Raw genomic sequence first — 24,421 nt, forward strand, 5'->3', positions numbered from 1 at the left:
GCCGTTCGGAGGCACTGGTCGCGACGTGGGACGATGTGCGGCATGCCGCAGCAGCCCCCCGTTCGGAGCACTCCTACGCGCCCCCCGCGCCCGGACGCGTCCATGTCGCTGCTCACCAACGTCATGGACCACAGCCTCGACGAGGGGTACGCGGAAGCCGCTGCCCGCAAGGAGGCCGACGGGACCGGCGCCATGCCCAAGACGCTGCGGGCGAAGCTCGGACTCGCGGCAGGTCTGGTGCTCGCGGCCCTCGTCGTGACCGTAGGGGCCGCGGAGGCGCGGATCGCGGCCCCGGCCGTCGCCAAGGAGCGCGAGGAACTCATCGACCGCATCGACCGCGAGACGTCGGCGGCCGACAAGCTCGAGGGCAATATCGACAGACTCCGTGACGACGTGAGCGCACGGCAGCGCGAGGCGCTGAAGAAGCACGGCGGCGACCAGGGCGAGCTGGTGGCCATCCTGGCCGGGGCGGTCGAAGTGCATGGTCCCGGCGTGAAGCTCGTCGTGAACGACGCCAAGGAAGCCGACCAGGGCGGCGACGGAGACGCACGCGAGACGTCGGGCTTCTCCGACACCGGACGTGTGCGTGACCGCGACATGCAGCGCGTGGTCAACGGCCTGTGGGAGTCGGGCGCCGAGGCCATCTCGATCAACGGGCAGCGCCTGACGGCCCTTTCCGCGATCAGGGCCGCGGGCGACGCGATACTGGTCGACAACAAGCCCCTGGTGCCGCCCTACACGGTGCTGGCGGTGGGGGATGGCAAGCGGCTGAGCACCGACTTCCAGAACAGCGGTGACGGGCTGTATCTGAACGCGCTGCAGAAGAACTTCGGCATCCGGACCAGCATTTCCGTCGAGGACGAGGTCCGGTTGTCCGCCGCACCGAGTGTGATCGTACGAACAGCACAACCGAGCACAGAGAAAGGCACATCGTGATCGCCGTACTGGGCCTCGTCGTGGGAGTCGTGGCTGGATTGTTGGTCCGGCCCGAGGTTCCGGCGATGGTCGAGCCCTATCTTCCGATCGCCGTCGTCGCGGCACTGGACGCCGTGTTCGGAGGTCTGCGGGCGATGCTCGACGGCATCTTCGACGACAAGGTCTTCGTGGTGTCGTTCCTGTCCAATGTCGTCGTGGCCGCGCTGATCGTCTTCCTCGGCGACAAGTTGGGTGTGGGCGCCCAGCTGTCCACGGGTGTCGTGGTCGTCCTCGGTATCCGGATCTTCTCCAACGCCGCGGCGATCCGCCGTCACGTCTTCCGGGCGTGAGGCGGATGAGCAACCAGGACGAGAACCCAGAGACCCCAGAGACATCCGAAACCGCTGAGTCCCCTGAAGCCGCTGAGACTCAAGTGTCCCCGAAGACTCCAGCGTCCCCAGAGGTCCCTGAGAACCCACTGCGTAAGGCGCTTCCCGAAGAGGCGCGGGCGGAGGACGCTCAGGAGGCGCCCGAGGCCGTGCCGGAGCGGGGAAAGCCGGCCTTGACCGGCCGCCAGCGGTTGGTGAAGGGCCTGTGGCCGCCTCGCGTGTCGCGGGCGCAGTCCATTGTCGCCCTCCTGCTGTTCGGCCTCGGATTCGGTCTCGCCGTCCAGGTGGCGTCCAACAGCGACAGCGACGGCGCTCTCCGCGGCGCGCGTCAGGAAGATCTTGTACGCATCCTCGATGAACTGGATGACCGTACCCAGCGTCTGGAGGAGGAGAAGCAGGGGCTCGAGGATCAGCGCACCGAATTGGAGAACAGTTCGGACCAGGCCGAGGAGGCCCGCAAGCAGACGGTCGAGAAGGAGAAACAACTCGGCATCCTTGCGGGCACCGTGGCGGCGCAGGGCCCCGGCATCACGTTGACCATCGAGGACGAGAAGGGGACGGTCGAGGCCGACATGCTGCTTGACGCGATCCAGGAGCTGCGGGCTGCCGGAGCGGAGGCGATCCAGGTCAACGGTGTACGGATCGTCGCCGGCAGTTATCTGACGGACGTGAGCGGTGGAGTCGCCGTTGACGGGAACAAGATCAGCGCCCCCTATCGTTTCAAGGTCATCGGCAAGCCTCAGGATCTTGAACCGGCGCTGAACATCCCTGGCGGAGTGGTGCAGACTTTGGAGAAGGAGCAGGCCACTGTCACGGTGGAACGCTCGGACAAGATCGTGGTGGACGCCTTGCGACCGGCGAAGCGGCCTGACTACGCTCGGTCGTCCTCCCGGTGAACGGGGGGCGCTTGGGGGCCGCTCCGCGAGGGCATGAGGTTGCGGGGGGTCGACGCACCGAATGGGTGGTGCGTGGTGGAAACTGTCTGGTGGATACGGACGTTGTGAGGGTGTCCGGCTCGACCGGTGTGTGCAATCAGGGTTCGTCCTGCCCCACGGGCGGGTCTGTTTCGGTCAAGGGGAATCGCCCGTGAAGTTGTTTTCGAAGTTGTTCGGCAAGAGCGCACGAGAGGGCAGCGACAATGCCACTGCCCGCCATCGTGCACGCCCCTCGGAGGGCGAGGAGCAGGGGGACCGCCCCTTGTTCCGCGATCAGGTCGGTGGTCCGGGCGGAGACATTTCCGGTGGTCAGGGCGCGCCATCTGTTGACCCTGACCAGTCGGGACGCATAGGTTTCGGGGATCCGTCAGCCTCAGGTGCGGGTGGAGGGTTCGGCTCCGACCCGTATGCGTCCAATGCTCCCGCGGGGCAGCCGCGGCAGGAGGATCCGTCCATGTCGGCCCTGGTGTGTACGAGGTGCGGTAACCGCAACGCCGAGGCGAGCCGCTTCTGCTCCAACTGCGGTGCTCCGCTGCGGGCCGGGGCGACCCCTGAGCGTCCGTCGGAGACCACCTCGACGATCTCCATCTCGGGTCTTGAGGCCTACGACGCCGAGGTCACCGGCCAGACGCAGATGCCGATGCTCTCGCCCGAGGCGCAGGCCGCGGTCGACGCGCTGCCGCTCGGCTCGGCGCTGCTGGTGGTGCGCCGCGGGCCCAACTCGGGCAGCCGCTTCCTGCTGGACGGCGAGCTGACCACCGCCGGCCGTCATCCGCAGAGCGACATCTTCCTGGACGACGTGACCGTGTCGCGCCGACATGTGGAGTTCCGCCGCGTCGCCGACGGCTCGTTCACGGTGGCGGACGTCGGCAGTCTCAACGGTACGTACGTCAACCGGGAGCGGATCGACTCGGTCGCGCTGTCGAACGGCGACGAGGTGCAGATCGGCAAGTACCGGCTGGTCTTCTACGCGAGCCAGCGGGGTATCTGACCCGTCCCCGGACTCCGTCCGGGGGGACCACCAGGAAGGTCCATGCTGCGAACACCGAGCGGCGGTGTCGGCCACGGCACCGCCGCCACGGACAACGGGCTGATGAGCATCGGCACGGTGCTCAACATGCTGCGCGACGAGTTTCCCGAAGTCACCATCTCCAAGATCCGTTTCCTGGAGTCGGAGGGGCTCATCGAGCCGCAGCGGACCCCGTCGGGGTACCGGAAGTTCAGCCCGGACGACGTCGAGCGCCTGGGGCATGTCCTGAGGATGCAGCGGGACCACTATCTGCCCCTGAAGGTGATCCGCGAGCACCTGGACGCCATGGTGCGCGGTGAGGCGCCGCAGTTGCCTTCCGTGGGGCGGCAGCGCGACGGCGATGCGCTCGGCGACCCCGAGGGGCCGACAGTGGCCCGGATCGGGCGGGCCGAGCTGCTGGCCGCCGCGGAGATCGGTGAGCGGGAGCTCGAGGAGTGGGAGTCGTACGGGCTCATCACACCGCTGCCGGAGGGGGTCTACGACTCCGAGGCGGTGACCGTGGCCGGTCTCGTCGTGGAACTCGGGCGGTTCGGGATCGAGCCGCGCCATCTGCGTGCCGTGAAGGCCGCCGCCGACCGCGAGGCGGGCCTCGTCGACCAGGTCGTGGCCCCCCTGCGGCGCCACCGCAATCCGCAGACAAGGGCACACGCGGAGGCACAGACCAAGGAGCTGGCGGGGCTAGCGGTGAAGCTGCACGCCGCCCTGGTGCAGTCCGCGCTCGGGGTGCGGCTGCCCTGACCCGGCGGCTCGCGTGAAGCGTCGGGATCGGGCCCCCATTCCGTGCCCGACTACCCAAAGGTGCCGGGCACGGCCTAGGGTTGCTGTGTGAACGAGCTCGACGTCGTAGGTGTCCGGGTCGAAATGCCCTCCAACCAACCGATCGTGCTCCTGCGTGAAGTGGGAGGCGACCGTTACCTCCCCATCTGGATCGGGCCGGGGGAGGCGACGGCGATCGCCTTCGCACAGCAGGGCATGGCCCCCGCGCGACCGCTGACCCACGACCTGTTCAAGGACGTGCTGGAGGCCGTCGGCCAGGAGCTCACCGAGGTGCGCATCACGGACCTGCGGGAGGGCGTCTTCTATGCGGAGCTGGTGTTCGCCAGCGGAGTCGAGGTCAGTGCCCGGCCGTCCGACGCCATAGCGCTTGCGCTGCGCACCGGGACACCGATCTACGGTAGCGACGGGGTGCTGGACGACGCCGGTATCGCGATCCCGGACGAGCAGGAGGACGAGGTGGAGAAGTTCCGCGAGTTCCTCGACCAGATCTCGCCCGAGGACTTCGGCACCAACAGCCAGTGACCTTTCGGTACCCGCTCCAGTGACCCTCCGGGACCCCTGGACAACAGGCCGTGTGGCGGTTGTCCCGAGAGCATTCGGCTAGCCTTTCCCCGCGGTGGGACACGGGAAACCACTCTTAGGGTGATTATCACTCGGCGTGCCGAGTGTGGCGGTCGTTGACGCACCCCTGGTGGCTGCCTACCTTCGAGAAGGCAGGTCAAGGACGGAGGTCGGCGTGAGAAGCAGCGGCGACGGTATGGCTGGGGGTGCCCCCGGACCCGGTCTGGGGGAGAGCAGCCCGTACCCGCTTCACAGCAGCGCGGCCGATCACGTGCAGCGGCCGACAGCGGTTACCGGAGACGACGGGGCGGCGTCCGAGGAGGTCGGTTATCGCGGTCCCACGGCCTGTGCGGCCGCGGGCATCACCTATCGGCAGCTGGACTACTGGGCCAGAACCGGGCTGGTCGAGCCGAGCGTGCGAGCCGCTTACGGGTCGGGGACACAGCGGCTCTACAGCTTCCGGGACGTCGTAGTCCTGAAGATCGTCAAGCGGTTCCTCGACACCGGTGTCTCGCTGCAGAACATCCGCACCACGGTCCAGCACCTGCGTGAGCGCGGGTTCCAGGATCTGGAGCGGATGACGCTGATGAGCGACGGCGCGACGGTCTACGAGTGTTCCTCGCCCGACGAGGTGCACGCGCTCCTCCAGGGCGGACAGGGCATCTTCGGGATCGCGGTGGGCGTGGTGTGGCGGGACGTGGAGAGCGCCCTCTCACAGCTGCACGGGGAGCGCGTCGACACCGGCGAGACGCTTGTCCGGCCCAATCCGGCGGACGAGCTGGCGCGGCGGCGTAATCGCGCGGTCTGAGCCGGCGGGGTCTGTCGGGGCCCGCCGGTCCTGGCGCCCGCCGCCTGCTTCCTGTCGTCCGGTGCCCGCCGCTCGGCCGCTTGGACGGTCCGGTTCCGCACCGGTCCGTGGGGCGCGTGCCGGGGCATTGTCAGTGGCGTAGGGCAGCATCGGACATGTGAGAACCGCGCCCACGATCCTGCATCTCGACATGGATGCCTTCTACGCCTCGGCGGAGCAGGCGGCCAAGCCGAGCCTGCGCGGGAAAGCGGTCATCGTGGGCGGGCTCGGACCGCGAGGTGTCGTCGCGACCTGCTCGTACGAGGCGCGGGTTTTCGGGGTGCATTCGGCGATGCCCATGGCGCAGGCCCGCCGGCTGGCGCCGAACGCCGCGTATCTCGTACCGCGCTTCGGGCTCTACCGGGAGGTCAGCGAGCAGGTGATGGGCCTGCTGCGGGAGCTGTCGCCACTGGTGGAGCCGTTGAGCCTGGACGAGGCGTTCGTGGACCTGGAGGCCGGGCAGGCGGCCTGGGATGCGGAGTCGGCGCGGCTGACCGGGGTGAAGCTGCGCGGGGACATCAGAGCCGTCACCGGGCTGACCGGGTCCGTGGGGCTCGCCGCCTCCAAGATGCTCGCGAAGATCGCCTCCGAGCAGGCCAAGCCCGACGGGCTCGTGCTGATCGAGCCCGGCACCGAGCGGGCGCTGCTCGCCCCCATGTCCGTGCGCACGCTGCCGGGCGTGGGGCCCGCCACGGGGGACCATCTGCGGCGGGCCGGGATCACCACGGTCGGGGAGATCGCCGAGGCGGGCGAGGACGAGCTCGTACGGCTGCTGGGGAAGGCCCACGGGGTCGCGCTGTACGCCATGGCGCTGGCGCACGATGTGCGGCCCGTGGTGGCCGAGCGGGACACGAAGTCGGTGTCCGTCGAGGACACGTACGACGTGGACATCCATGACCGGGTGCGGGTGCGGATGGAAGTGCAGCGGCTGGCCGACCGGTGTGTGGGGCGGTTGCGGGACGCGCATCTGTCGGGGCGGACCATCGTGCTGAAGGTCCGGCGGTACGACTTCTCCACGCTGACCCGCTCCGAGACGCTGAGAGGGCCCACGGACGACCCCGCGGTGGTGCGGGAGGCTGCCGCGCGGTTGCTGGAGTCCGTGGACACCACGGGTGGCGTACGGCTGCTGGGGGTGGGGGTTTCGGGGCTTGCCGATTACACGCAGGAGGATCTTTTCGCTCAGGCGCGGGCCGCTGCCGCCGCGTCCGCCTCCGTCTCCGGCGAGGAGCTCGGGAATGCGGAGAAGGAAGAGGCCGGGGAAGCGGTTGAGGAGGCGGTGGCTCCTGCGGAGCGGCGGTGGTATGCGGGGCACGATGTGCGGCATGCCGAGTTCGGGCACGGGTGGGTGCAGGGGAGTGGGGTGGGGCGGGTGACTGTGCGGTTCGAGACGCCCGTCTCTGAGCCTGGGCGTGTGCGGACGTTTCGCAGCGATGATCCTTTGTTGGAGGCTGCGGAGCCGTTGCCGTTGGTGGAGCGAAGATCTGGCGATGCGGGGGCGCCTGCGGCGGGCGGGGAGGGGTGAGTGGGGGTGCGATTGTGCGTGCGGGCCGACTGCGGCTGGTCGCGCAGTTCCCCGCGCCCCTGAAGGACGGGGGTGGCTGACGCGCGTTTGTGCGTGCGGGTGCGTTGTGGCTGATCGCGCAGTTCCCCGCGCCCCTAAAAGATGGCCCCTATGGGGTGTCGTCCTTGCCTGCCAGGTGGCCGAAATCGTGGTCCGGGAACGGGGGTGGGGGTGCCACGTCCAGGCCGTAGTGGTGGTAGAGCTGGAGTTCCTGTTCGGGGGAGAGGTGGCGGCCCACTCCGAAGTCGGGGGCGTCCTTGATCAGGGCGCGTTCGAAGGGGACGCGCAGGGCCCCGTCGACCAGCTCGCTGGGCTCCAGGGGGACGAACGCGTCCCTGCTGAACAGGCCGGTGCGTATCGCCGCCCACTCCGGTATGCCGGTCGCGTCGTCGAGGTAGACCTCGTCGACCGTGCCTATTCTGGTGCCGTTGCGGTCGAACGCCTTGCGGCCTATCAGGTTGCGCGGATCGATGTCGGTCTGCACGGGGCCCTCCAGCTGCTCGCAACTCATCCGTAAGCACTACGAAAGAGCACTTTGAGGAGGGCGGCCACTCGAGGGAACCCCGCTGGTACCCTGGGCAACGGCTGCTGACCCCGTGCGGGAGAGTCCTCCAGGCTTCATCGGAGGCGCCGAAGGAGCAAATCCTCCCCGGAATCTCTCAGGCTCACGTACCGCATGGACGAGGTCACTCTGGAAAGCAGAGCGGTGTTCGAGTTTTTGACGGGTTCCGCTCTCACCGACGGTGAAAGCCGGAGCGCCTTCGGGGCGGTCCGGTGAAGCTCTCAGGTTGAGATGACAGAGGGGGAGGCCGTTCGGGCACCAGTGCCGTGGTGCCCCTCGTAGGTCGTCAGACCAGGAGGCCTCCGCACATGACCGCCCAACGTATTCCGCTCTCCGAGCTCGAACAGGGAATCCCCTTCGAGCAGCGCCACATCGGGCCCGACACCGAGGCCCGCGCCAAGATGCTCGCGCACGTGGGGTACGGCTCGCTCGACGAGCTGACGGCCACCGCGGTCCCGGATGTGATCAAGAACGCCGACACGCTCGGACTGCCGGGCGCCCGCACCGAGGCCGAGGTACTGGCCGAGCTGCGCTCCCTCGCGGACCGCAACCAGGTGCTGGATTCCATGATCGGGCTCGGGTACTACGGGACGTTCACGCCGCCCGTCATCCTGCGCAATGTCATGGAGAATCCGGCCTGGTACACCGCTTACACGCCCTACCAGCCCGAGATCTCGCAGGGCCGGCTGGAGGCGCTGCTGAACTTCCAGACCGTGGTCGCCGAGCTGACCGGGCTGCCGACCTCCGGGGCCTCGCTGCTCGACGAGGGCACGGCCGCCGCCGAGGCCATGGCGCTGTCGCGGCGCATGGGCAAGAACAAGAAGGGCCTGTTCCTCGTCGACGCGGACGCCCTGCCGCAGACCGTCGCCGTGATCGAGACCCGCGCCGAGCCGACCGGCGTCGAGGTCGTCGTCGCCGACCTGAGCGACGGCATTCCGGCCGAGCTCGCCGAGCGCGAGATCAACGGCGTGCTCCTCCAGTACCCGGGCGCCTCCGGTGCCGTACGGGACCTCGGGCCCGTCGTCGAGCGGGCGCACGAGCTGGGCGCGGTCGTCACCGTCGCCGCCGATCTGCTCGCGCTGACGCTGCTCACCTCGCCCGGTGAGCTCGGCGCCGACATCGCGGTCGGTACGACCCAGCGCTTCGGTGTGCCGATGGGCTTCGGCGGGCCGCACGCCGGTTACATGGCCGTGCGGGAGACGTTCGCGCGGAGCCTGCCCGGCCGGCTCGTCGGTGTCTCGGTCGACGCCGACGGCAACAAGGCGTACCGGCTGGCCCTGCAGACGCGGGAGCAGCACATCCGCCGTGAGAAGGCGACGAGCAACATCTGTACGGCTCAGGTGCTGCTCGCCGTGATGGCCGGGATGTACGCCGTTTATCACGGACCCAAGGGGCTCAAGTCCATCGCGTGGCGTACCCACCGGTACGCCACGATCCTCGCCGCGGGTCTGAAGGCGGGCGGGGTCGAGGTCGTCCACGAGGCGTACTTCGACACGCTCACCGTGCGAGTGCCGGGCAAGGCGGCCGAGACGCTCGCGGCCGCGCGCCAGGGCGGGGTCAACCTCCGCCTCGTCGACGCCGACCACCTCTCGCTCGCCTGCGACGAGACCACCACGCGGGCCCAACTGGGCGCCGTCTGGGCCGCGTTCGGCGTCGAGGGTGATGTGGCGGCCTTGGACGAGGCGACCGAGGACACGTTGCCGGCCGCGCTGCTGCGCACCGACGACTACCTCACGCACCCGGTCTTCCACCAGTACCGTTCCGAGACGGCGATGCTGCGCTACCTGCGCCGGCTCGCCGACCGTGACTACGCGCTCGACCGCGGCATGATCCCGCTGGGCTCCTGCACGATGAAGCTCAACGCGACGACCGAGATGGAGCCGGTCACCTGGCCCGAGTTCGGCCAGTTGCACCCCTTCGCGCCCTCCGAGCAGGCGCAGGGTTACCTCACGCTGATCCGTGAGCTGGAGGAGCGGCTCGCCGAGGTCACGGGCTACGACAAGGTGTCGCTGCAGCCCAACGCCGGTTCGCAGGGCGAGCTGGCCGGTCTGCTGGCCGTGCGTGGCTTCCACCGGGCCAATGGCGACGAGCAGCGCACCGTCTGCCTCATCCCGTCGTCCGCGCACGGGACGAACGCCGCGAGTGCGGTGATGGCCGGGATGAAGGTCGTCGTCGTGAAGACCGCGGACGACGGTGAGATCGACGTCGAGGACCTGCGGGCCAAGATCGAGCAGCACCGTGACGAGCTGTCGGTGCTGATGATCACGTACCCCTCGACGCACGGGGTGTTCGAGGAGCACGTCGCCGACATCTGTGCCCAGGTGCACGAGGCGGGCGGCCAGGTGTACGTCGACGGTGCCAACCTCAACGCGCTGGTGGGGCTTGCCAAGCCGGGGCACTTCGGCGGCGATGTCTCGCACCTCAACCTGCACAAGACGTTCTGCATCCCGCACGGCGGCGGCGGTCCGGGTGTCGGTCCGGTCGGGGTGCGCGCCCACCTCGCGCCGTATCTGCCGAACCATCCGCTGCAGCCCGCCGCGGGCCCGGAGACGGGCGTGGGTCCGATCTCGGCGGCTCCGTGGGGTTCGGCGGGCATCCTGCCCATCTCCTGGGCGTACGTCCGTCTCATGGGCGGTGAAGGGCTCAAGCGGGCCACGCAGGTCGCCGTGCTCAGCGCCAACTACATCGCCAAGCGGCTCGAACCGCACTACCCGGTGCTCTACACCGGTCCCGGCGGGCTCGTGGCGCACGAGTGCATCATCGACCTGCGGCCGCTGACCAAGGCGACCGGTGTGAGCGTCGACGATGTCGCCAAGCGGCTGATCGACTACGGGTTCCACGCGCCGACGATGTCGTTCCCGGTGGCCGGCACGCTGATGATCGAGCCCACGGAGAGCGAGGACCTGACCGAACTCGACCGGTTCTGCGAGGCGATGATCGCCATCCGTGGGGAGATCGAGAAGGTCGGCTCGGGCGAGTGGGCGGCGGACGACAACCCGCTGCGGAACGCCCCGCACACGGCGGCCGCGCTCGGCGACGCCTGGGAGCACGCGTACAGCCGCGAGGAGGCCGTCTTCCCGGCCGGCGTCTCGGCCGCCGACAAGTACTGGCCGCCGGTGCGCCGGATCGACCAGGCCTACGGCGACCGGAACCTGGTCTGCTCCTGCCCGCCGCTGGACGCTTACGAAGAGTAATCACCGGCAGACATGCGTCGGGGCCGGTTCCGGGATTGCTTCCCGGGCCGGCCCCTCATGTGTCAGGACGGCCTGCCCCCCCGCCGCCCGTGGTGCGCCGTGCCGCTCAGGCGGCGGTCATCACGTCCATGGCCACAGGCCGGTGCGGAGCGATGATCCGGCCGTCCGGCAGGAGCTCACCGGTGTCCTCGAAGAGCAGGACGCCGTTGCACAGCAGGCTCCATCCCTGTTCCGGGTGGTGCGCCACGAGATGCGCTGCCTCCCGGTCGGCGGAGTCGGCTGTCGGGCACGGTGGCTGGTGCTGGCACATTGATGGGATCTTTCGCTTTGGTGTGAGGTCGGTGATCGGTGTCGTATCTGTCCCGCGGCTCGAACTGGTGCTCATGGCCGCCCCCCGTTTGTCAGATGGTCCGGAACCCAGTGTTGCCCTACGGGAGTCAATCCGCAGGGATTTAGCGGCAGCGCTCCTCACAGGTTCAGGACGCATCACCCGTGCGGACGGTTCATTCCAACTGGGCTGTCTCTTCGGGTGGTTCGGAGTGGTCGGATGGGGCTAGTCCGGTCGGGCGGCGGGTGCGCTGCGTCTCCCGGGCGTCACTCCGCGCAACACCGTTCCCAGAGCAACACTGTCCCCGCACGGCGGCGTGCCCCGCGGCCGGGGTGGGGCCGCGGGGCACGGAAGCCTGGGTGCGCTCAGGCGGGTGAGCCGAGCAGCGGGGCGGGCGTCGGCTTCGGGGTGAGCCGATGGGTCAGAACGGGCAGCAGCTCGGCCACGCGGTGCGGGCGGTGCGCGGCGATACCGGGCGGGGCGGGCGCCAGCGGCACCAGGAGGTCGGTGGCCGCCGGATGGCCTTCGGTGCCGTCGGCCGCGCAGTCGCCGTGCAGCCAGAGCGTGAGCATGTAGAGCTCGGGTACGGACAGCAGGCGTGCCTGGTACGAGCCGGTCATCGTCTCGGCCTGGCGCAGGGCACGCTCGGTGGCGGTGACGTACGGACCCTCGAAGAAGTGCGAGAAGGCCCAGCCGTCGGGGGTCAGCCTGGTTTCGGCGGCCGCCACGGCACGTTCGCCGCAGCGGATGAGGAAGCGCCACCCGGCGAGGCGGGTGGCCGAGATACCCGCCGGGGTGATCCGGTCGAGCACGTGCACGGGCAGCGGGAGATCGGGTGTGACGGGCCCCTGGGCACTGCGCAGGGACGGGGTACGTGCCTCACGGACGGCGGTCGGGGAACCGAGGGCCGTGAGGACGGTGCGCAACGCGGGCGCGGGGGCCGGGGGCACATGCAGCGGCATGGTGGGTCGCCTCTCATTCGACAGGCAAGGTGGCGCGAGGGCGGGGGCGGACGGCGCTGTCAGCTCTCGGGGTCGGAGGGGGGCGGGGGCCAAGGTCCGGTCGTCAAAGTGACGTCGTCCGCCCGAAGGGTGGGCCGCGCGGCGGGCGGCACTTTGACGGCGGGACCTACCATGGCGAGCGCCAACTCTCTGCCTCGTTCGCGGAGTTTATACGACACGTGTTCAGACGGTGTTTCGTCTAGCCGTTCCACGTATTAAGGGCAAGGGACAATTCGGTCGCTGTTGCCTGCGTTTGCTTCCGGTTCTCCAGGGGTACCCGTCGATGACCTCGGAATATGCCATCGAGGTGGACGGCCGGTTCTCGTCGGCGCTTTTTACGACAAGGTCGATCGTCGAAAAACACGCACTGTCGCATGCCTAGTGAATGTGCCTGCGGGAAACTGCGTTCAGAGTAGCGGCCGGGGGATCTGTCCGGGGCGTTATCGATCACACTGCCTGGGCATCATCCCACGTGACCCGGACACCAGCGGCCGGTTTGTCGGGCTGCCCAGTCGAGGAGGGACCCTTCGATGGGGGAGAAGGTCGTGGCAGGGGCGATCGGCCTGTCCGATCGGCAGCGCTACCGCGAAAAGCTCCAGCAGTGTCTGGCGGGGCTGGCGCGGTTGCTGGCGGAGAAGCGGTTCGACCGCCCCAAGAATCTCATGGGTCTGGAGATCGAGCTGAATCTCGCGGGCCCTGACGGCATGCCCAGAATGATGAATGCGCAAGTACTTGAGCGCATCGCAAGCCGTGATTTCCAAACAGAACTCGCCATGTTCAATCTGGAAGTCAACATCGCTCCCCATCGGCTCGGCGGTCGCGTATTCGACCGGCTTGCCGAGGAGTTGCGCACGTCGCTCGCATATGCCCATAGGAAGGCGAACGAGGTCGATGCCGGAATCGTGATGATCGGCATTCTGCCGACCCTCGCCCGTGACGACCTGGTCTCCGCGAACCTTTCCGACGTGGACCGCTACACGCTGCTGAACGACCAGATCGTGGCCGCGCGCGGCGAGGAGTTCAGGCTCGACATCGAAGGTGTGGAGCGGCTCAGCTGCACCTCGGCGTCCATCGCGCCCGAAGCCGCCTGCACCTCCGTGCAGTTGCACCTCCAGGTCACGCCGGGACGCTTCGCCGACGTGTGGAACGCGGCGCAGGCGGTGGCCGCCGCGCAGGTCGCCATCGGCGCCAACTCGCCCTTCCTGTTCGGCCGTGAGCTGTGGCCTGAGTCGCGGCCCCCGCTGTTCCTCCAGTCCACGGACACCCGTCCGCCCGAACTCCAGGCGCAGGGGGTCCGGCCGCGGACCTGGTTCGGGGAGCGGTGGATCTCGTCGGCGTACGACCTGTTCGAGGAGAACCTGCGGTTCTTCCCTCCCTTGCTGCCCCTGTGCGACGAGGAGGATCCGCTGGCCGTCCTCGACAAGGGTGGCACGCCCCGGCTCGCCGAACTCGTGCTCCACAACGGCACCATCTACCGCTGGAACCGCCCGGTGTACGGCATCGACGACGGCGTCCCGCATCTGCGCGTGGAGAACCGCGTGCTGCCCGCGGGCCCCACGGTCACCGACGTCATCGCCAACGCGGCCTTCTACTACGGGCTCGTACGGGCCCTCGCCGGCGAGGCGCGGCCGGTGTGGACGCGGCTGCCCTTCGAGGCCGCGGCGGCCAACTTCGACCGGGCCTGCCGGCACGGCATCGACGCGCGGCTGGAGTGGCCGCGGCGCAGCCGGTACGGCGGGATCGCGCGGCTGCCCGCGACACAGCTGGTACGGGACGAGCTGCTGCCGCTCGCGGCGGCGGGCCTGGACGCGTGGGGCGTCGAGCCGGCCGACCGGGACCTCTACCTCGGCGTCATCGAGGCGCGCTGCGAGCGCGAGGTGAACGGAGCCTCCTGGCAGTCCCGTACGTTCCACGAGGCGCTGGAGAGCGGCATGGGGCGGGATGCCGCGCTGGCCGCCACGACGAAACGGTACGCCGAGCTGATGCACCTCGGTGAGCCCGTGCACACCTGGCCGATCGGGTTACCGGAGCCCGCCGTTCCGCTCGGGCGGGGAGACGCCGGGGTGACGTGGTGATGCGGGGACGCGGTGACTTGGGACGCGGTGAGCGGGGGATCAGCTCTGGTCGCCCGCGCGTACGACGGCCTTGAGGATCACCGAGTGGACCTCGGACGGGTCGGTGACCAGGTGGCCCGACCCGCCGGTCGCCGCGGCGATCTCGTCGAGCTCGGCCTTGTCGGCCTCCGGGCCCACGGCGATCGCGATCAGCGGTACCGGGCGCTTCGGGTCGGTCAGCTCGCGGAGCTGGGCGACGAGGTCGGCGCGCGAGATGCTGCCCGGATCATCGTTCACGCCGTCGGTCAGCAGCACCAGCCCGTTGAACTTCCCCTTCGTGTAGGAGGCCGTGGCCTCCTTGTATGCCGCCAGTGTCGTGTCGTACAGGCCCGTGGCGCCGTTCTTGACCGGCTCCAGGCTGTCGAAGGCCGCCGACAGCAGGTCCCGCTGGGTGCTGCCGGCCGCGCGGCCGCCCAGCCGCTCGGTCGGGACGAGTACGCGGTAGTCGCGCTTGCCGTCGACGCTCCTGGAGAACGTCCAGAGGCCGACCTCGTCCTCTGGGGTGAAGGTGGCCAGCGCCTGCGACAGCGCCGCCTTCGTCACGTCCAACCGGGACTCGCTGGTGCCCGGCACCGGCTTCGCCATGGACGCGGAGATGTCGACGACCGTGGTGAGCCGGGTGCTCTGCACAGTGATCGTCCACATGCCGAGGGCTTCGTCGATCTCCTTGTCCGTGGCCGGTGGACCGGGCAGTTCCTTGTAGGGCTGCGGGGCGCGGCCGCCGGCCCGGGTCACCAGTTCGTCCGGGATGTCGTCGTCGTCCGTACGGAAGCCGTGCTTCTCCATGATCCGGCGCCCGTCGCTCTCGCCGAGCAGGGTCATGAACCGCAGCGCGGCCCGGCTCTCGTCCGTGGTCAGCGCCGGTTCGTCGACCAGCGCGAACGGGTAGTCGAGCAGGGGCGAGCCGTCCTTGGGGTAGAAGAGGTCGAGGTCGTCGCCGCTGTCCGCCGTCGTGTTGTACGCGAACGCCGCCTGCTCGGAGAGGATGAGCGCCTGGTTGCGGCTGGGGTTGGCCTGCTCGGTGCCGGAGAGGTCGCGCGGCAGGGTGTCCAGGACCTGGCTGTCGCTGTCGGAGGCGCGCAGCGAGAGGGCCTTCGCGGTGGCCGCAGCCAGGATGTCGCCGTCCTTGGACGTGCCCGCCGCCTGCTTCAGCCGGGTCAGGGCGAGCAGACCGGTGGCGCTGCGCGACGGGTTGCCCGCCCCGAGCTTCAGCCGGTCGCCCGTCGTCGTCGTGGCTGCCAGCTCGGTCCAGCTGTACGTCTTGGCGGGCCACCCGAGGGACTTCGCGGCCGTCGGGATCATGGCGACGCCGACGGGTGACGACGCGACGTTGCCCGCCGGTGTCACCGGAGTCGATCTGCCGTCCGCCATGACCCGGCTCACCCAGACACCCGAGTCCGGCACCCATGCCTCGAAGTCGTCGGCGCTCTTCTCCTTCGACCGCAGGGCGTCCGTGACCTGGTACGAGTCCCGGGCGGTCACCCGGACGTCGAGGCAACTGCCGTCGGACGTCACGTCGTTGTCCCGGGCGTAGTCGGCCGCCTCCTTGAGCGCGGGCGCGATACCGGGAGCCGCGGCGATCCTGAGGCGGACGGCGCTGTCCCAGCAGGTCGAGCCGAAGGAGACCAGGCCGCCGTCGACCGCGGCCGCCGTACCCCCGGCGGCCGCGAGCACGAGGGCCGTCATGAGCGCCACATTGCGGCGCCGCGCGCGCCGCCGGGGGCCGGTTGCGCCCGTCCGGAACCCGTCGGGCAAGCTGTGACGTCCCATGGCGGTCGTGCCCTTCCCTGGTCGAGCCTGGAGCTGTTGGAGCCGCGAAACGGCGTGGAGCCGTGAAATGGCCGAATGCTACGGCATCGGGGGAGACACGCCCGCAGGAGTCCGTCCCCCCGACGGCTTGTCGCGCACGATCTTCGCAACTTCTTTCGAGACCCTAGCGGGGCGAAGATGGGGATGAGGCGGGATTGGCCAACTGGAGTCAGGAGTGCAGGTGGAGGCAGAGGCGGTGGCTGATTCCGTTCCCGAGGAGCGGCCCGCGCGGCGGATTCTCCGAGACGAGACGCTGCTCGTACTGGGAGTCTCGCTCGGAGCCAGCGGGGTCTCCGCGCTGATCAGCTTTGTCGGGTCGGTCACCAAACCGGGAGGGCTCAGGGACCAGGCGGCCACGCTCAACGCCTCGGCCGCGCCCGGCCGTCCGTGGCTCGACCTGGCGTGGCAACTGTTCGGAATCGCTTCCGCGCTGGTGCCGGTCGCGCTCGTCGCGCACTTCCTGATGCGGGAGGGGAAGGGGCTGCGCACACTCGGCTTCGACCGTACCCGTCCGTGGCCGGACCTCGCCCGGGGCGCCGCGATCGCTGCGGTGATCGGCAGCACGGGCATCGCCTTCTATCTGGCGGCCCGCGGCCTGGGCTTCAACCTCACCGTGGTGCCCGAGGCGCTGCCCGACGTGTGGTGGAAGTACCCGGTGCTGATCCTCTCCGCGATCCAGAACTCGGTCCTGGAGGAGGTCATCGTCGTCGGGTACCTGCTGCGCCGCCTCGGCCAGTTGGGCTGGACACCGGTCACCGCCCTGGTGGCCAGCTCGGTGCTCCGTGGTTCGTACCACCTCTACCAGGGCATCGGCGGGTTCATCGGCAACATGGTGATGGGCGTGGTCTTCGTCTACCTGTACCGCCGCTGGGGCCGCGTCGGGCCGCTGGTGGTCGCCCACTCGCTGCTCGACATCGGGGCGTTCGTGGGGTACGCGCTGCTGGCCGGGAAGGTGGGGTGGCTGCCCACCGCCTGAACGGCATGAGCAGCGCGAAAGGGGGTGCCCCTATCTGTTTCGTCAACCCTGGTGGGGCTGACTTGTAGGGGTTGATCCGGGTTTTCGGGGACGTCTGGCGAAGCGGGATGTCCCCGGTGGATCAGGTGCTTGTTGGGCAGCCTGGTGGGCGGCTCGGCTCGTGGCCGTGCCGGTGTGCGGGCGGGACGGGGTCGCCAAGGGCAGGGTCGTCAGGCTACGAGGTCGACGTCGCTGGGGGTGTGTGGTTCGTAGAGGGCGCCGGTGCGGATCATCGCGTGGATGACGTTCACGCGTTGCCGGGCGAGGCGGAGGATTGCCTGGGTGTGGGTCTTGCCGCGTGCGCGTTGCCGGTCGTAGTAGGTCCGGGAGGACGGGTCGGTTTTGCAGCCGATCGCGGCGAACGCGGCCTGGAACAGGGCTCGTTTGAGGAGCCGGTTGCCGCGGTGGGGTGCGTGCTCGCCGCGAATCGAGGTGCCCGAGGACTTCGTGGCCGGGGCGAGTCCGGCGTAGGAGGCGAGGTGTCCGGCGGTGGGGAAGCCGGTGCCGTCACCGATCGCGACGATCACGGCCGCTGTGGTCCTGACGCCGAGGCCGGGCAGAGACGTCAGGAGGTGGAAAAGAGGGAGGGCCTCCAGCAGGGCGGCGATCTCCTGCTCGGTGGCCCGGCGCTGGGTGTGGGCGGCGGCGAGCTGGGCGGCCAGGCCGGGCACGATCAGCGCGGATGCCTCGGTGCCGGGAACGACCAGGGTCTGCTCGGCGAGCGCGTCGAAGATCTCGGTGGTGAGGTGGTGGGCCTTGCGCGAGCCGTGTGCCTTGAGCAGGGCCTCGCAGCGGGCCCGGCCGAGTTTCTTCAGTCTCGCCGGGGAGCCGTGCCGTTGGAGGAGGGCCTGGATATAGGGGTAGGCCAGGCGCGGGCCGAGCACGCGCTCGAGAGAGGGGTGGATCTGGGAGAGCAAGCCGCGCAGCCGGTTGGTGGCGCGGTTGACCTCGCCGGCCAGGTCGTTGTCGTAGCCGGTGAGCATGGTCAGCTCGGCCAGCACCTCGTCGTCGCGGTCCACCGCGCGCAGGGTGTGCGGCATGGTGCGGGCGGTCTCGGCGATCACGAACGCGTCGCGGACGTCGGTCTTGGCCTCGCCCGGGTGCAGGTCGGCGGCCCGCCGCATCGACAGACCGGGCAGGTAGGCCACCCGGCAGCCCGCCGCGCGGGCCACCGTCAGCGGCAGCGCGCCGATGTTGGCGACCTGGTCCACGATCACCAGGACAGTGCCGAACTTCGCCACCAGCCTGGTGAACAGTTCCAGCAGTTCCGGCTCGGTGTTGGGCAGCCGCTTGTCGTGCACGGTTGTGCCGTCCTCGGTCCGGCCGTGGGCGTGGTGGAACTCCTTGCCCAGGTCCAGGCCGAGGAAGAGATCTATCGCGGTCGTGTCGACCATGTGCGCGTGCCCCTCGCCACTCGTCTCCTCAACTCCTGGCCGTCCCTGTGGCACCACACGCCGGCAACCACGTTACGCAGACATGCCGCCCGTAAAGCGGCCCGGCATTTGCGCCGGACCAGGCGGTCGTCAGGCCCCTCATCAGCGGTCAAGCGGTGCCCCGAAGCCCGGCGGCAACACCCCCCAGGTCATCCACTTCGACAGGGGGCACACAGCCATACCGGACCCGGGGGCCAGGCGCCCCATTGCGGGGCCACGAAAAAGGTAACTGTGAGAGTAGAGCTGCGGCCCGGGTTGGGCTGCTGTCAGGATCGACGCCGACGTTCCGGCATGACTCACAAGGTAACTGACGGCTCGTCAGAGCTTGTCGTGCCCCCGAGATGTCTGCTGGACGTCGGCGTCGGCCTGGCCCACCCCGTTGGCTTGATCAGCAGCTTGTCCGCCATTTCGACGTGACTCATCACAGTTCTGCCACGCGGTGACTCCACCCAGGCCGACGCCGACCACGGCCGTCCCGCCCACGAAGGAGAACAACCACGTGACCATGCTCGCAGAACAGGTCGACGGCGTCATCGGCGTCGACACCCACCGTGACACCCTCGCCGCTGCGGCCGTCAGCCCCATTGGCGCCGTCCTGGCCAGCACTGATGCCCCCACCAACGCCCGTGGCTACCGGCGGCTGCTGGACTTCGCCCGCCAGCACATCCCCGGCCGTCGTTGCTGGGCCCTGGAAGGCATTGGCAGCTACGGCGCCGGTCTGGCCATCTTCCTCAATCAAGCCGGTGAACAGGTCGTGGAAGTCTGCCGGCCCAAGCGCCCCGCTGTCCGTGGCGGGCGCAAGACCGACATGATCGATGCGATCCGCGCGGCCAAGGAAGCCCTGGCCACCGAACATCTGATCCAGCCCCGGCTCCGCGGCTGGCGCGAGGCCCTGCGCGTCCTGCTCGCCACCCGCCACAGTGCCGTCCTCGCCTCCACCGCCGCGATCAATCAGCTCAAGTCGCTGATCGTGTCCGCGCCGGACGAGCTCCGCGCCGAGCTGCGGAAACTCAAGCGGCCGGTCCAGATTGCCCGCTGTGCTCAGCTGCGAGACCGCCCGGCACAGGACGTCGAGCATCGCATGACCGCGCGGGCCCTGCGATCCACCGCACAACGCATCCAAGCCCTGCAGGCCGAGGCCAAAGAGCTCGAGAACGAAATGCTCATCCTGGTCCGCGGGGTTGCGCCGGAGCTCCTGGACCTGCTCGGCGTCGGGCCGATCACAGCGACCCAGATCCTGGTCAGCTGGTCCCATCCCGGCCGGTTCAGGTCCGAGGCCGCCTTCGCGTCCTTCGCCGGAGTATCGCCGATACCCGCCTCCTCCGGGCTGACCAACCGGCACCGGCTCAACCGCAGCGGCGACCGGCAGCTCAACCGGGCTCTGCACACCATCTCGCTGATCCGTATGCGGCTCGACCCGACCACGAAGGCGTACGTCGCCCGCAGAGTCGCCGAGGGGAAGACCTCTCGCGACGCGCAACGCTGCCTCAAGCGAGCAATCTGCCGTCAGCTCTTCAAGATCCTCGAGCATTCCGGCCGAGAGAACGCCGTCACGAACTCCGAGAATCTCGACCAAGCGGCTTGACGCGATATAGCAGCCTCGGGGCGTACGAGAATCTCGTACGCCCCCCCTTTTTTTCGCGCTTGCTCAGGCGAGCAGTTCCCCCTCGATGACGGTGACCGCGTGGCCGGTGAGGAGCGTGCGGTCGCCGCGGAGTGAGGTGCGTACGAGGCCGGAGCGGGGCGAGGCCTGGCGGCCGGTGAGGTCGGTGCGGCCGAGGCGCTCGGACCAGAAGGGGGCGAGGGCCGTGTGGGCGCTGCCCGTGACCGGGTCCTCGTCGATGCCGAGGTTCGGGAAGAAGCAGCGGGAGACGAAGTCGTAGCCCTGGGAGGGATCCGCGGCGCGGGCGGTGGCGATGACGCCTCGCTCGGAGAGGCGGGCGAGGGACGGGAGGTCGGGGGAGAGGCCCAGGACCGTCTTCTCGTCGGCGAGTTCGATGAGCAGGTCGCCGATGTTCCGGCCCGTGTCATGGGTGGTGAGCGGCTCGGCGCCCAGGGCCTCGGCGACGCCCTGCGGGACCTCGACCGCGGTGAGCGGGGCGGTGGGGAAGTCCAGCGTGATGGAGCCGTCGTCGTGCGCGGTGGCGATGAGTACACCGCTCATGGTCGCGAACCGCACGGGGCCCCGGGCGGCGCCCGTCGTGGCCAGTACGTGCGCGGTGGCGAGGGTCGCGTGGCCGCACATCGCGACCTCGGCGGCCGGGGTGAACCAGCGCAGCGCCCAGTCGGCCTCGCCGCCCTCCGGGAGGGGATGGGCGAACGCGGTCTCCGCGTGGTTGACCTCCAGGGCCACGTTCTGGAGCCAGGCGTCGTCCGGGAAGGACTGTGAGGCATCGAGGAGGAGGACCCCGGCCGGGTTGCCGGTGAAGGGGTGGTCGGTGAAGGCGTCGACGATTCGAATCCGCATGAGGCAGACGCTAGGCGCCGATCAGAGTCTCGGGCCAAGGCCAATCCGGGGCGGGTGGACCGGTGTTGGGCCGGTGGTGGGCCCGTGTGGAGCTGTGGTGGGGGGTGGGGGACGTGTGGGGCGTGCGGGCGCAGGGCGGCGCGGTTCTCGCTGTCCTGTCTCAACGAAGTCCGTCGTCCGCATGCCGCTGACCTGTGTGGACTGGATTGGGTGAGACGCGTGGACTCGGTTCGTTGAGACAGGCTGCAACTGTCCGTCTCATGTGATCTCAGTCGATTCGGTTCGCCCGAGAACGACGTCGATGGAGTGTCGCCGTGCCGTAGCTGCCGATGCCTCTCGTGAATTCCCAGGTCAGCGGCTTGCTCCGGCTGGCAGGATCGGGGCCATGCCGATTGATCCGTTGGTGGTCCGAGCCCATGGGCTCTGGGAGCACCTGGCCCAGGTGCCGGTGTCGTTCGCTCACCCGGGCGGTGTGAACGTGGTGGTCTCCTCGCGGTCCGGGCTGTGCCCGGTTGGCTGGGTCGGAGTGGTTGCTCTGGGCGGATCGGCGATTGTGACCGCGCCGAGTGACAGTGCTGCCCGGATCGTCCGTGACGCACTGGGGAGACTGCCGGTGGAGGCCGTTGTGGACAGCGCTTTGGTCCGGGAGGCCCTTCCGGTCGCTCGGGTGCTCGGGCCGGCGGCGCCGTCATATGTGTCCGCAGCGGGATTCCGGCCGGCGGAGACTGGCGCGTTGGCGGTGGAGCAACTGTCAGCCGCTCATCCGGATTTGCGGAGCTTGGAGCGGGTGACTGGTCATGAAGACGCTGGTGAGGCTGCTCTGGACGAGATTACGTCTCCCGCGTTCATTGTCCGCGAGCATGGCCAGGTGGTTGCTGCTGCGGGATATCGGGCCTGGCCGAGGCGGACGGCCCATATCGGCGTACTGACGGCGCCACAAGCACGCGGGCGAGGACTGGCACGGGTGACGGGCTCAGCGGCGGTCGCCCATGCTCTCGCTGTCGGGCTGCTCCCGCAGTGGCGCGCGCGGCCTCCCGCCTCCCGGCGTGTCGCGGCCGCATTGGGCTTCGACGAGCTGGGCTCCCAACTCAGCATCGAGATCGCTTAGGAGGGGCGGCGCGGGGGCTCGGTGGGGATCAACAACGGTAGTCGCCCGTGCACCGCGTCCACGTACGACAACTCGACGCCCGCCGAGTGCCTCGACACGCTGCTGCTCGGCGGGCGGGTTCGGTGAGGCGATGCCGAAGTGCATACGGTTCTTGACCGACTTGGGCTCGCCGGTTCGCTGGAAGCCCAGGCCCAGGCCGTTCTCGCCTGGAGCGGGCTGGCGCCGAGGTCGCGTCTCATTGATCATGGCGAGGTCGGTGGTTCCTGAACTGGGCCTTGTCAGGATGGTGAGACGCTCTGCGCCAGGATTCGCAGTGAAGATGGCAGTTTCCGGCCAGTCCCGACGGGAGTTGGGGTGCCGGTCGGAAGCGTGTCACCAGCCGCAAAGCAGGCCGGGGACCGGAAAGCCGTCGTTGTTGAGGCGTTCCCGGTGTTGGGTGGGCGTCGTTGAGCTACTCGCGGACCTGAGCGTTCACTGTGGGAAGCGCGTCACCGCTGTCCGCGCCCAGGCCCGCGAGCAGGCGCAGCCCGTCCTCGGCGGGGCTGCCGGGGGCCGCGGACAGCACCAGCAGCTCCATGCCTGATTCGTCCGGCAGGGCGAAGTTCTCCTGGTGCAGCTCCAGCAGTCCGACCAGCGGGTGCCGGTACGCCTTGCGTCCATGTGCGCGGGCGCGCACGTCCGCGCGGGCCCAGAGGCGGCGGAAGCGCTCGCTGCCCATAGCCAACTCGCCGATGAGCGAGGCCAGGCGGGGGTCCTCGGGGTATTTGCCGGCGGCCAGGCGCAGGTGCCCGACCACGTCGAGGGTGCATTTCTCCCAGTCCGCGTAAAGGCCGCGCTCGGCCTCCTCAAGGAAGATGTGCCGGGCGGTGTTCAGGCCCGGCATCGGCCGGCCGTAGAGGAGCCCGGCGAGGCGGTTCCCGGCGAGCACGTCCAGGCGGTGGTCCATGATCAGCGCGGGTGCGTCGGCGACCAGGCCGAGGACGCGCAGCAGCTCCGGCCGGACCCGCCCGCCCGGCGCCTTCGCGCGGCGGCGGCGCTGCCGGGCGAGCCGGTAGAGGTGCCCGCGTTCGGTCTCGTCGAGGCCGAGGACCCGGGCGAGCGCGTCGAGGACCTGCTCGGAGGGCTGGGTCGCGCGCCCCTGCTCCAGGCGTACGTAGTAGTCGACGCTGACTCCGGACAGGTGCGCGACCTCTTCGCGGCGCAGCCCTTCGACGCGGCGGCGGCTGTCGGTGGGGATGCCGACGGCCGCCGGGTCGACCCGGGAACGCCGGGTGCGCAGGAAGCCCGCAAGATCGTCCATGCCCCCAGTATGGCCTCGGTGGTGTCGGTGAAGGTGGTCCTGCCGTTACCAGGAAGTCCCGTCCGATGGAAGAGGCGCCCCTGAACGCCGGGCGCCGCGGCGCCCAGGATCGAAGGCACCCGATCCGAAGGAGTCCCCATGAAGACGCTGATCGTCTACGCCCACCCGGAGCCGAAGTCGCTCAACAGCTCGCTGAAGGACCTCGCGGTGTCCACGTTGGAGAGCGCCGGGCACGAGGTACGGGTGAGCGATCTGTACGCGATGAACTGGAAGGCGGTCGTGGACGCCGCGGACTACGGCCCCGACGCCTCAAGTCCGCTGAAGGTCGCCCTGGACTCGGGCCGGGCCTTCGACGCCGGGACACTCACCCCGGACGTCCTCGCCGAGCAGGAGAAGCTGCTGTGGGCCGACACGATCATCTTCCAGTTCCCGCTGTGGTGGTACACGATGCCCGCGATCCTCAAAGGCTGGGTGGACCGGGTGTTCACCTACCACTTCGCGTACGGCGTCGGCGAGCACAGCGACACCAAGTACGGTGAGCGCTTCGGCGAAGGCACCCTCGCGGGCAGGAAGGCTCTGCTGTCGGTGACCGCCGGCGGCCCGGAGTCGCATTACGCCGCTCGCGGGATCAACGGCCCCATCGACGATCTGCTGTTCCCGATCCACCACGGCATCCTCTACTACCCGGGCATCGAGGTGCTGCCGCCCTTCGTGCAGTACAGCACCGACCGGATGACCGGCGAGGACTACCCGGACATCGCCAAGGCCTGGGAACAGCGCCTGCTCACCCTGGAGTCGACCGAGCCGATCGCGTTCCGGCGGCAGAACTTCGGCGACTACGAGATCCCCTCGCTGCACCTGAAGGAGGGACTGGAGCCCGCGGGCCGCACGGGTTTCGGCCTACATGTGCGCGGCTAACCGCCGGCCCAACCCCCCGAGTGGCTTCGACGTCCGTAGTCGGCCCCACCCCGTGGCCGTACCTGCAGGCGAGCAGCAGTGGGGCCGCTTCGAGGCGTCACGCGCCGCTCGCCGTCCAGGTGGGGCCGGGTGGCCAATATCGAGGGGTCCGCTGAAC

21 protein-coding genes, 1 pseudogene and 1 riboswitch are annotated in these 24,421 nt (G+C 69.5%); of the genes and pseudogenes, 14 read left to right on the plus strand and 8 right to left on the minus strand.

Going from position 1 to position 24,421, the window contains the following annotated elements:
• The first annotated feature begins 33 nt into the window (after positions 1-33).
• From OHA11_RS40130 to OHA11_RS40165, 8 genes are all read left to right on the plus strand, one after another.
• On the plus strand, positions 34-936 hold the full coding sequence (locus tag OHA11_RS40130) for a DUF881 domain-containing protein (protein ID WP_266505005.1): 903 nt from the start codon (positions 34-36) through the stop codon (positions 934-936).
• Positions 933-1,265 (plus strand): small basic family protein, encoded by a 333-nt coding sequence (locus OHA11_RS40135; protein ID WP_046587749.1) that lies wholly within the window; start codon positions 933-935, stop codon positions 1,263-1,265. Before OHA11_RS40130 ends, OHA11_RS40135 begins: the two co-directional genes overlap by 4 nt.
• Positions 1,266-1,270: 5 nt before the next feature.
• On the plus strand, positions 1,271-2,200 hold the full coding sequence (locus OHA11_RS40140; protein ID WP_266505013.1) for a DUF881 domain-containing protein: 930 nt from the start codon (positions 1,271-1,273) through the stop codon (positions 2,198-2,200).
• Positions 2,201-2,261: 61 nt separating this feature from the next.
• Complete coding sequence (locus tag OHA11_RS40145) at positions 2,262-3,230, plus strand: FHA domain-containing protein (protein ID WP_266505015.1); 969 nt, start codon at positions 2,262-2,264, stop codon at positions 3,228-3,230.
• Positions 3,231-3,272: 42 nt separating this feature from the next.
• Complete coding sequence (locus tag OHA11_RS40150) at positions 3,273-4,007, plus strand: MerR family transcriptional regulator (protein WP_266505018.1); 735 nt, start codon at positions 3,273-3,275, stop codon at positions 4,005-4,007.
• A gap of 87 nt (positions 4,008-4,094) precedes the next feature.
• Positions 4,095-4,568 carry a bifunctional nuclease family protein gene (locus OHA11_RS40155; RefSeq protein ID WP_006123076.1) on the plus strand — a complete coding sequence of 158 codons (474 nt, stop codon included), beginning with the start codon at positions 4,095-4,097 and terminating at the stop codon, positions 4,566-4,568.
• Positions 4,569-4,782: 214 nt separating this feature from the next.
• Positions 4,783-5,415 carry a MerR family transcriptional regulator gene (locus OHA11_RS40160; protein ID WP_323186730.1) on the plus strand — a complete coding sequence of 211 codons (633 nt, stop codon included), beginning with the start codon at positions 4,783-4,785 and terminating at the stop codon, positions 5,413-5,415.
• A gap of 157 nt (positions 5,416-5,572) precedes the next feature.
• Complete coding sequence (locus tag OHA11_RS40165; protein WP_266505020.1) at positions 5,573-6,976, plus strand: DNA polymerase IV; 1,404 nt, start codon at positions 5,573-5,575, stop codon at positions 6,974-6,976.
• Positions 6,977-7,124: 148 nt separating this feature from the next.
• Here the strand turns inward: OHA11_RS40165 and OHA11_RS40170 are convergent, their stop codons facing one another.
• Entirely contained in the window at positions 7,125-7,499 is a 375-nt protein-coding gene (locus OHA11_RS40170; protein ID WP_266507788.1) for a PRC-barrel domain-containing protein, read from the minus strand.
• Positions 7,500-7,604: 105 nt separating this feature from the next.
• A riboswitch (glycine riboswitch) is annotated at positions 7,605-7,700 on the plus strand.
• Positions 7,701-7,885: 185 nt separating this feature from the next.
• On the opposite strand from OHA11_RS40170, the gene gcvP reads away from it, so the two are divergent.
• Positions 7,886-10,771, plus strand: coding sequence for an aminomethyl-transferring glycine dehydrogenase (gene gcvP, locus OHA11_RS40175; protein WP_266505022.1), 2,886 nt, complete (start codon positions 7,886-7,888; stop codon positions 10,769-10,771).
• A gap of 106 nt (positions 10,772-10,877) precedes the next feature.
• Here the strand turns inward: gcvP and OHA11_RS40180 are convergent, their stop codons facing one another.
• Both OHA11_RS40180 and OHA11_RS40185 read right to left on the minus strand, forming a co-directional pair.
• The gene (locus tag OHA11_RS40180; protein ID WP_143644361.1) at positions 10,878-11,081 is read right to left on the minus strand and encodes a DUF5999 family protein; all 204 of its coding nucleotides are present in this window, start codon (positions 11,079-11,081) and stop codon (positions 10,878-10,880) included.
• A gap of 383 nt (positions 11,082-11,464) precedes the next feature.
• Positions 11,465-12,061, minus strand: coding sequence for a hypothetical protein (locus OHA11_RS40185; protein ID WP_266505027.1), 597 nt, complete (start codon positions 12,059-12,061; stop codon positions 11,465-11,467).
• 569 nt (positions 12,062-12,630) lie between these two features.
• Between OHA11_RS40185 and OHA11_RS40190 the strand changes: the two genes are divergently transcribed.
• Positions 12,631-14,175, plus strand: a complete 1,545-nt coding sequence (locus OHA11_RS40190; protein ID WP_266505030.1) for a glutamate--cysteine ligase — start codon at positions 12,631-12,633, stop codon at positions 14,173-14,175.
• A gap of 39 nt (positions 14,176-14,214) precedes the next feature.
• On the opposite strand, the gene OHA11_RS40195 is transcribed toward OHA11_RS40190, so the two are convergent.
• Positions 14,215-15,984, minus strand: coding sequence for a substrate-binding and VWA domain-containing protein (locus OHA11_RS40195; protein WP_266505032.1), 1,770 nt, complete (start codon positions 15,982-15,984; stop codon positions 14,215-14,217).
• 214 nt (positions 15,985-16,198) lie between these two features.
• Here OHA11_RS40195 and OHA11_RS40200 point away from each other — a divergent pair, with 214 nt between their 5' ends.
• Entirely contained in the window at positions 16,199-16,999 is an 801-nt protein-coding gene (locus tag OHA11_RS40200; RefSeq protein ID WP_266505034.1) for a CPBP family intramembrane glutamic endopeptidase, read from the plus strand.
• 209 nt (positions 17,000-17,208) lie between these two features.
• On the opposite strand, the gene OHA11_RS40205 is transcribed toward OHA11_RS40200, so the two are convergent.
• On the minus strand, positions 17,209-18,432 hold the full coding sequence (locus OHA11_RS40205; protein WP_266491678.1) for an IS110 family transposase: 1,224 nt from the start codon (positions 18,430-18,432) through the stop codon (positions 17,209-17,211).
• A gap of 544 nt (positions 18,433-18,976) precedes the next feature.
• Here OHA11_RS40205 and OHA11_RS40210 point away from each other — a divergent pair.
• On the plus strand, positions 18,977-20,056 hold the full coding sequence (locus OHA11_RS40210; protein ID WP_266506901.1) for an IS110 family transposase: 1,080 nt from the start codon (positions 18,977-18,979) through the stop codon (positions 20,054-20,056).
• A gap of 63 nt (positions 20,057-20,119) precedes the next feature.
• Here OHA11_RS40210 and OHA11_RS40215 read toward each other — a convergent pair whose 3' ends face one another.
• Positions 20,120-20,938 carry a PhzF family phenazine biosynthesis protein gene (locus OHA11_RS40215; protein WP_266505036.1) on the minus strand — a complete coding sequence of 273 codons (819 nt, stop codon included), beginning with the start codon at positions 20,936-20,938 and terminating at the stop codon, positions 20,120-20,122.
• Positions 20,939-21,323: 385 nt separating this feature from the next.
• On the opposite strand from OHA11_RS40215, the gene OHA11_RS40220 reads away from it, so the two are divergent.
• Positions 21,324-22,046, plus strand: coding sequence for a GNAT family N-acetyltransferase (locus OHA11_RS40220; RefSeq protein WP_266505038.1), 723 nt, complete (start codon positions 21,324-21,326; stop codon positions 22,044-22,046).
• A gap of 36 nt (positions 22,047-22,082) precedes the next feature.
• On the opposite strand, the pseudogene OHA11_RS40225 reads toward OHA11_RS40220, so the two are convergent.
• Positions 22,083-22,292: pseudogene (locus OHA11_RS40225) on the minus strand (VOC family protein); the annotation flags it as partial.
• A gap of 205 nt (positions 22,293-22,497) precedes the next feature.
• The gene (locus OHA11_RS40230) at positions 22,498-23,346 is read right to left on the minus strand and encodes a helix-turn-helix transcriptional regulator (protein ID WP_266505039.1); all 849 of its coding nucleotides are present in this window, start codon (positions 23,344-23,346) and stop codon (positions 22,498-22,500) included.
• Positions 23,347-23,484: 138 nt separating this feature from the next.
• On the opposite strand from OHA11_RS40230, the gene OHA11_RS40235 reads away from it, so the two are divergent.
• Entirely contained in the window at positions 23,485-24,264 is a 780-nt protein-coding gene (locus OHA11_RS40235; RefSeq protein ID WP_266505041.1) for an NAD(P)H-dependent oxidoreductase, read from the plus strand.
• Positions 24,265-24,421: the final 157 nt, after the last annotated feature.

It is taken from the genome of Streptomyces sp. NBC_00878 (assembly GCF_026341515.1).
Classification (GTDB): Bacteria; Actinomycetota; Actinomycetes; order Streptomycetales; family Streptomycetaceae; genus Streptomyces.

Excerpts from the sequence above, each read along its gene's own strand:
- OHA11_RS40130 (WP_266505005.1), top strand. The coding sequence starts at position 34 with ATGTGCGGCATGCCGCAGCAGCCCCCCGTTCGGAGCACTCCTACGCGC.
- OHA11_RS40140 (WP_266505013.1), top strand. The coding sequence starts at position 1,271 with ATGAGCAACCAGGACGAGAACCCAGAGACCCCAGAGACATCCGAAACC.
- OHA11_RS40145 (WP_266505015.1), top strand. The coding sequence starts at position 2,262 with ATGGGTGGTGCGTGGTGGAAACTGTCTGGTGGATACGGACGTTGTGAG.
- OHA11_RS40150 (WP_266505018.1), top strand. The coding sequence starts at position 3,273 with ATGCTGCGAACACCGAGCGGCGGTGTCGGCCACGGCACCGCCGCCACG.
- gcvP (WP_266505022.1), top strand. The coding sequence starts at position 7,886 with ATGACCGCCCAACGTATTCCGCTCTCCGAGCTCGAACAGGGAATCCCC.
- OHA11_RS40180 (WP_143644361.1), bottom strand. The coding sequence starts at position 11,081 with ATGTGCCAGCACCAGCCACCGTGCCCGACAGCCGACTCCGCCGACCGG.
- OHA11_RS40185 (WP_266505027.1), bottom strand. The coding sequence starts at position 12,061 with ATGCCGCTGCATGTGCCCCCGGCCCCCGCGCCCGCGTTGCGCACCGTC.
- OHA11_RS40190 (WP_266505030.1), top strand. The coding sequence starts at position 12,631 with ATGGGGGAGAAGGTCGTGGCAGGGGCGATCGGCCTGTCCGATCGGCAG.
- OHA11_RS40195 (WP_266505032.1), bottom strand. The coding sequence starts at position 15,984 with ATGGGACGTCACAGCTTGCCCGACGGGTTCCGGACGGGCGCAACCGGC.
- OHA11_RS40205 (WP_266491678.1), bottom strand. The coding sequence starts at position 18,432 with ATGGTCGACACGACCGCGATAGATCTCTTCCTCGGCCTGGACCTGGGC.
- OHA11_RS40210 (WP_266506901.1), top strand. The coding sequence starts at position 18,977 with ATGCTCGCAGAACAGGTCGACGGCGTCATCGGCGTCGACACCCACCGT.
- OHA11_RS40215 (WP_266505036.1), bottom strand. The coding sequence starts at position 20,938 with ATGCGGATTCGAATCGTCGACGCCTTCACCGACCACCCCTTCACCGGC.
- OHA11_RS40220 (WP_266505038.1), top strand. The coding sequence starts at position 21,324 with ATGCCGATTGATCCGTTGGTGGTCCGAGCCCATGGGCTCTGGGAGCAC.
- OHA11_RS40230 (WP_266505039.1), bottom strand. The coding sequence starts at position 23,346 with ATGGACGATCTTGCGGGCTTCCTGCGCACCCGGCGTTCCCGGGTCGAC.
- OHA11_RS40235 (WP_266505041.1), top strand. The coding sequence starts at position 23,485 with ATGAAGACGCTGATCGTCTACGCCCACCCGGAGCCGAAGTCGCTCAAC.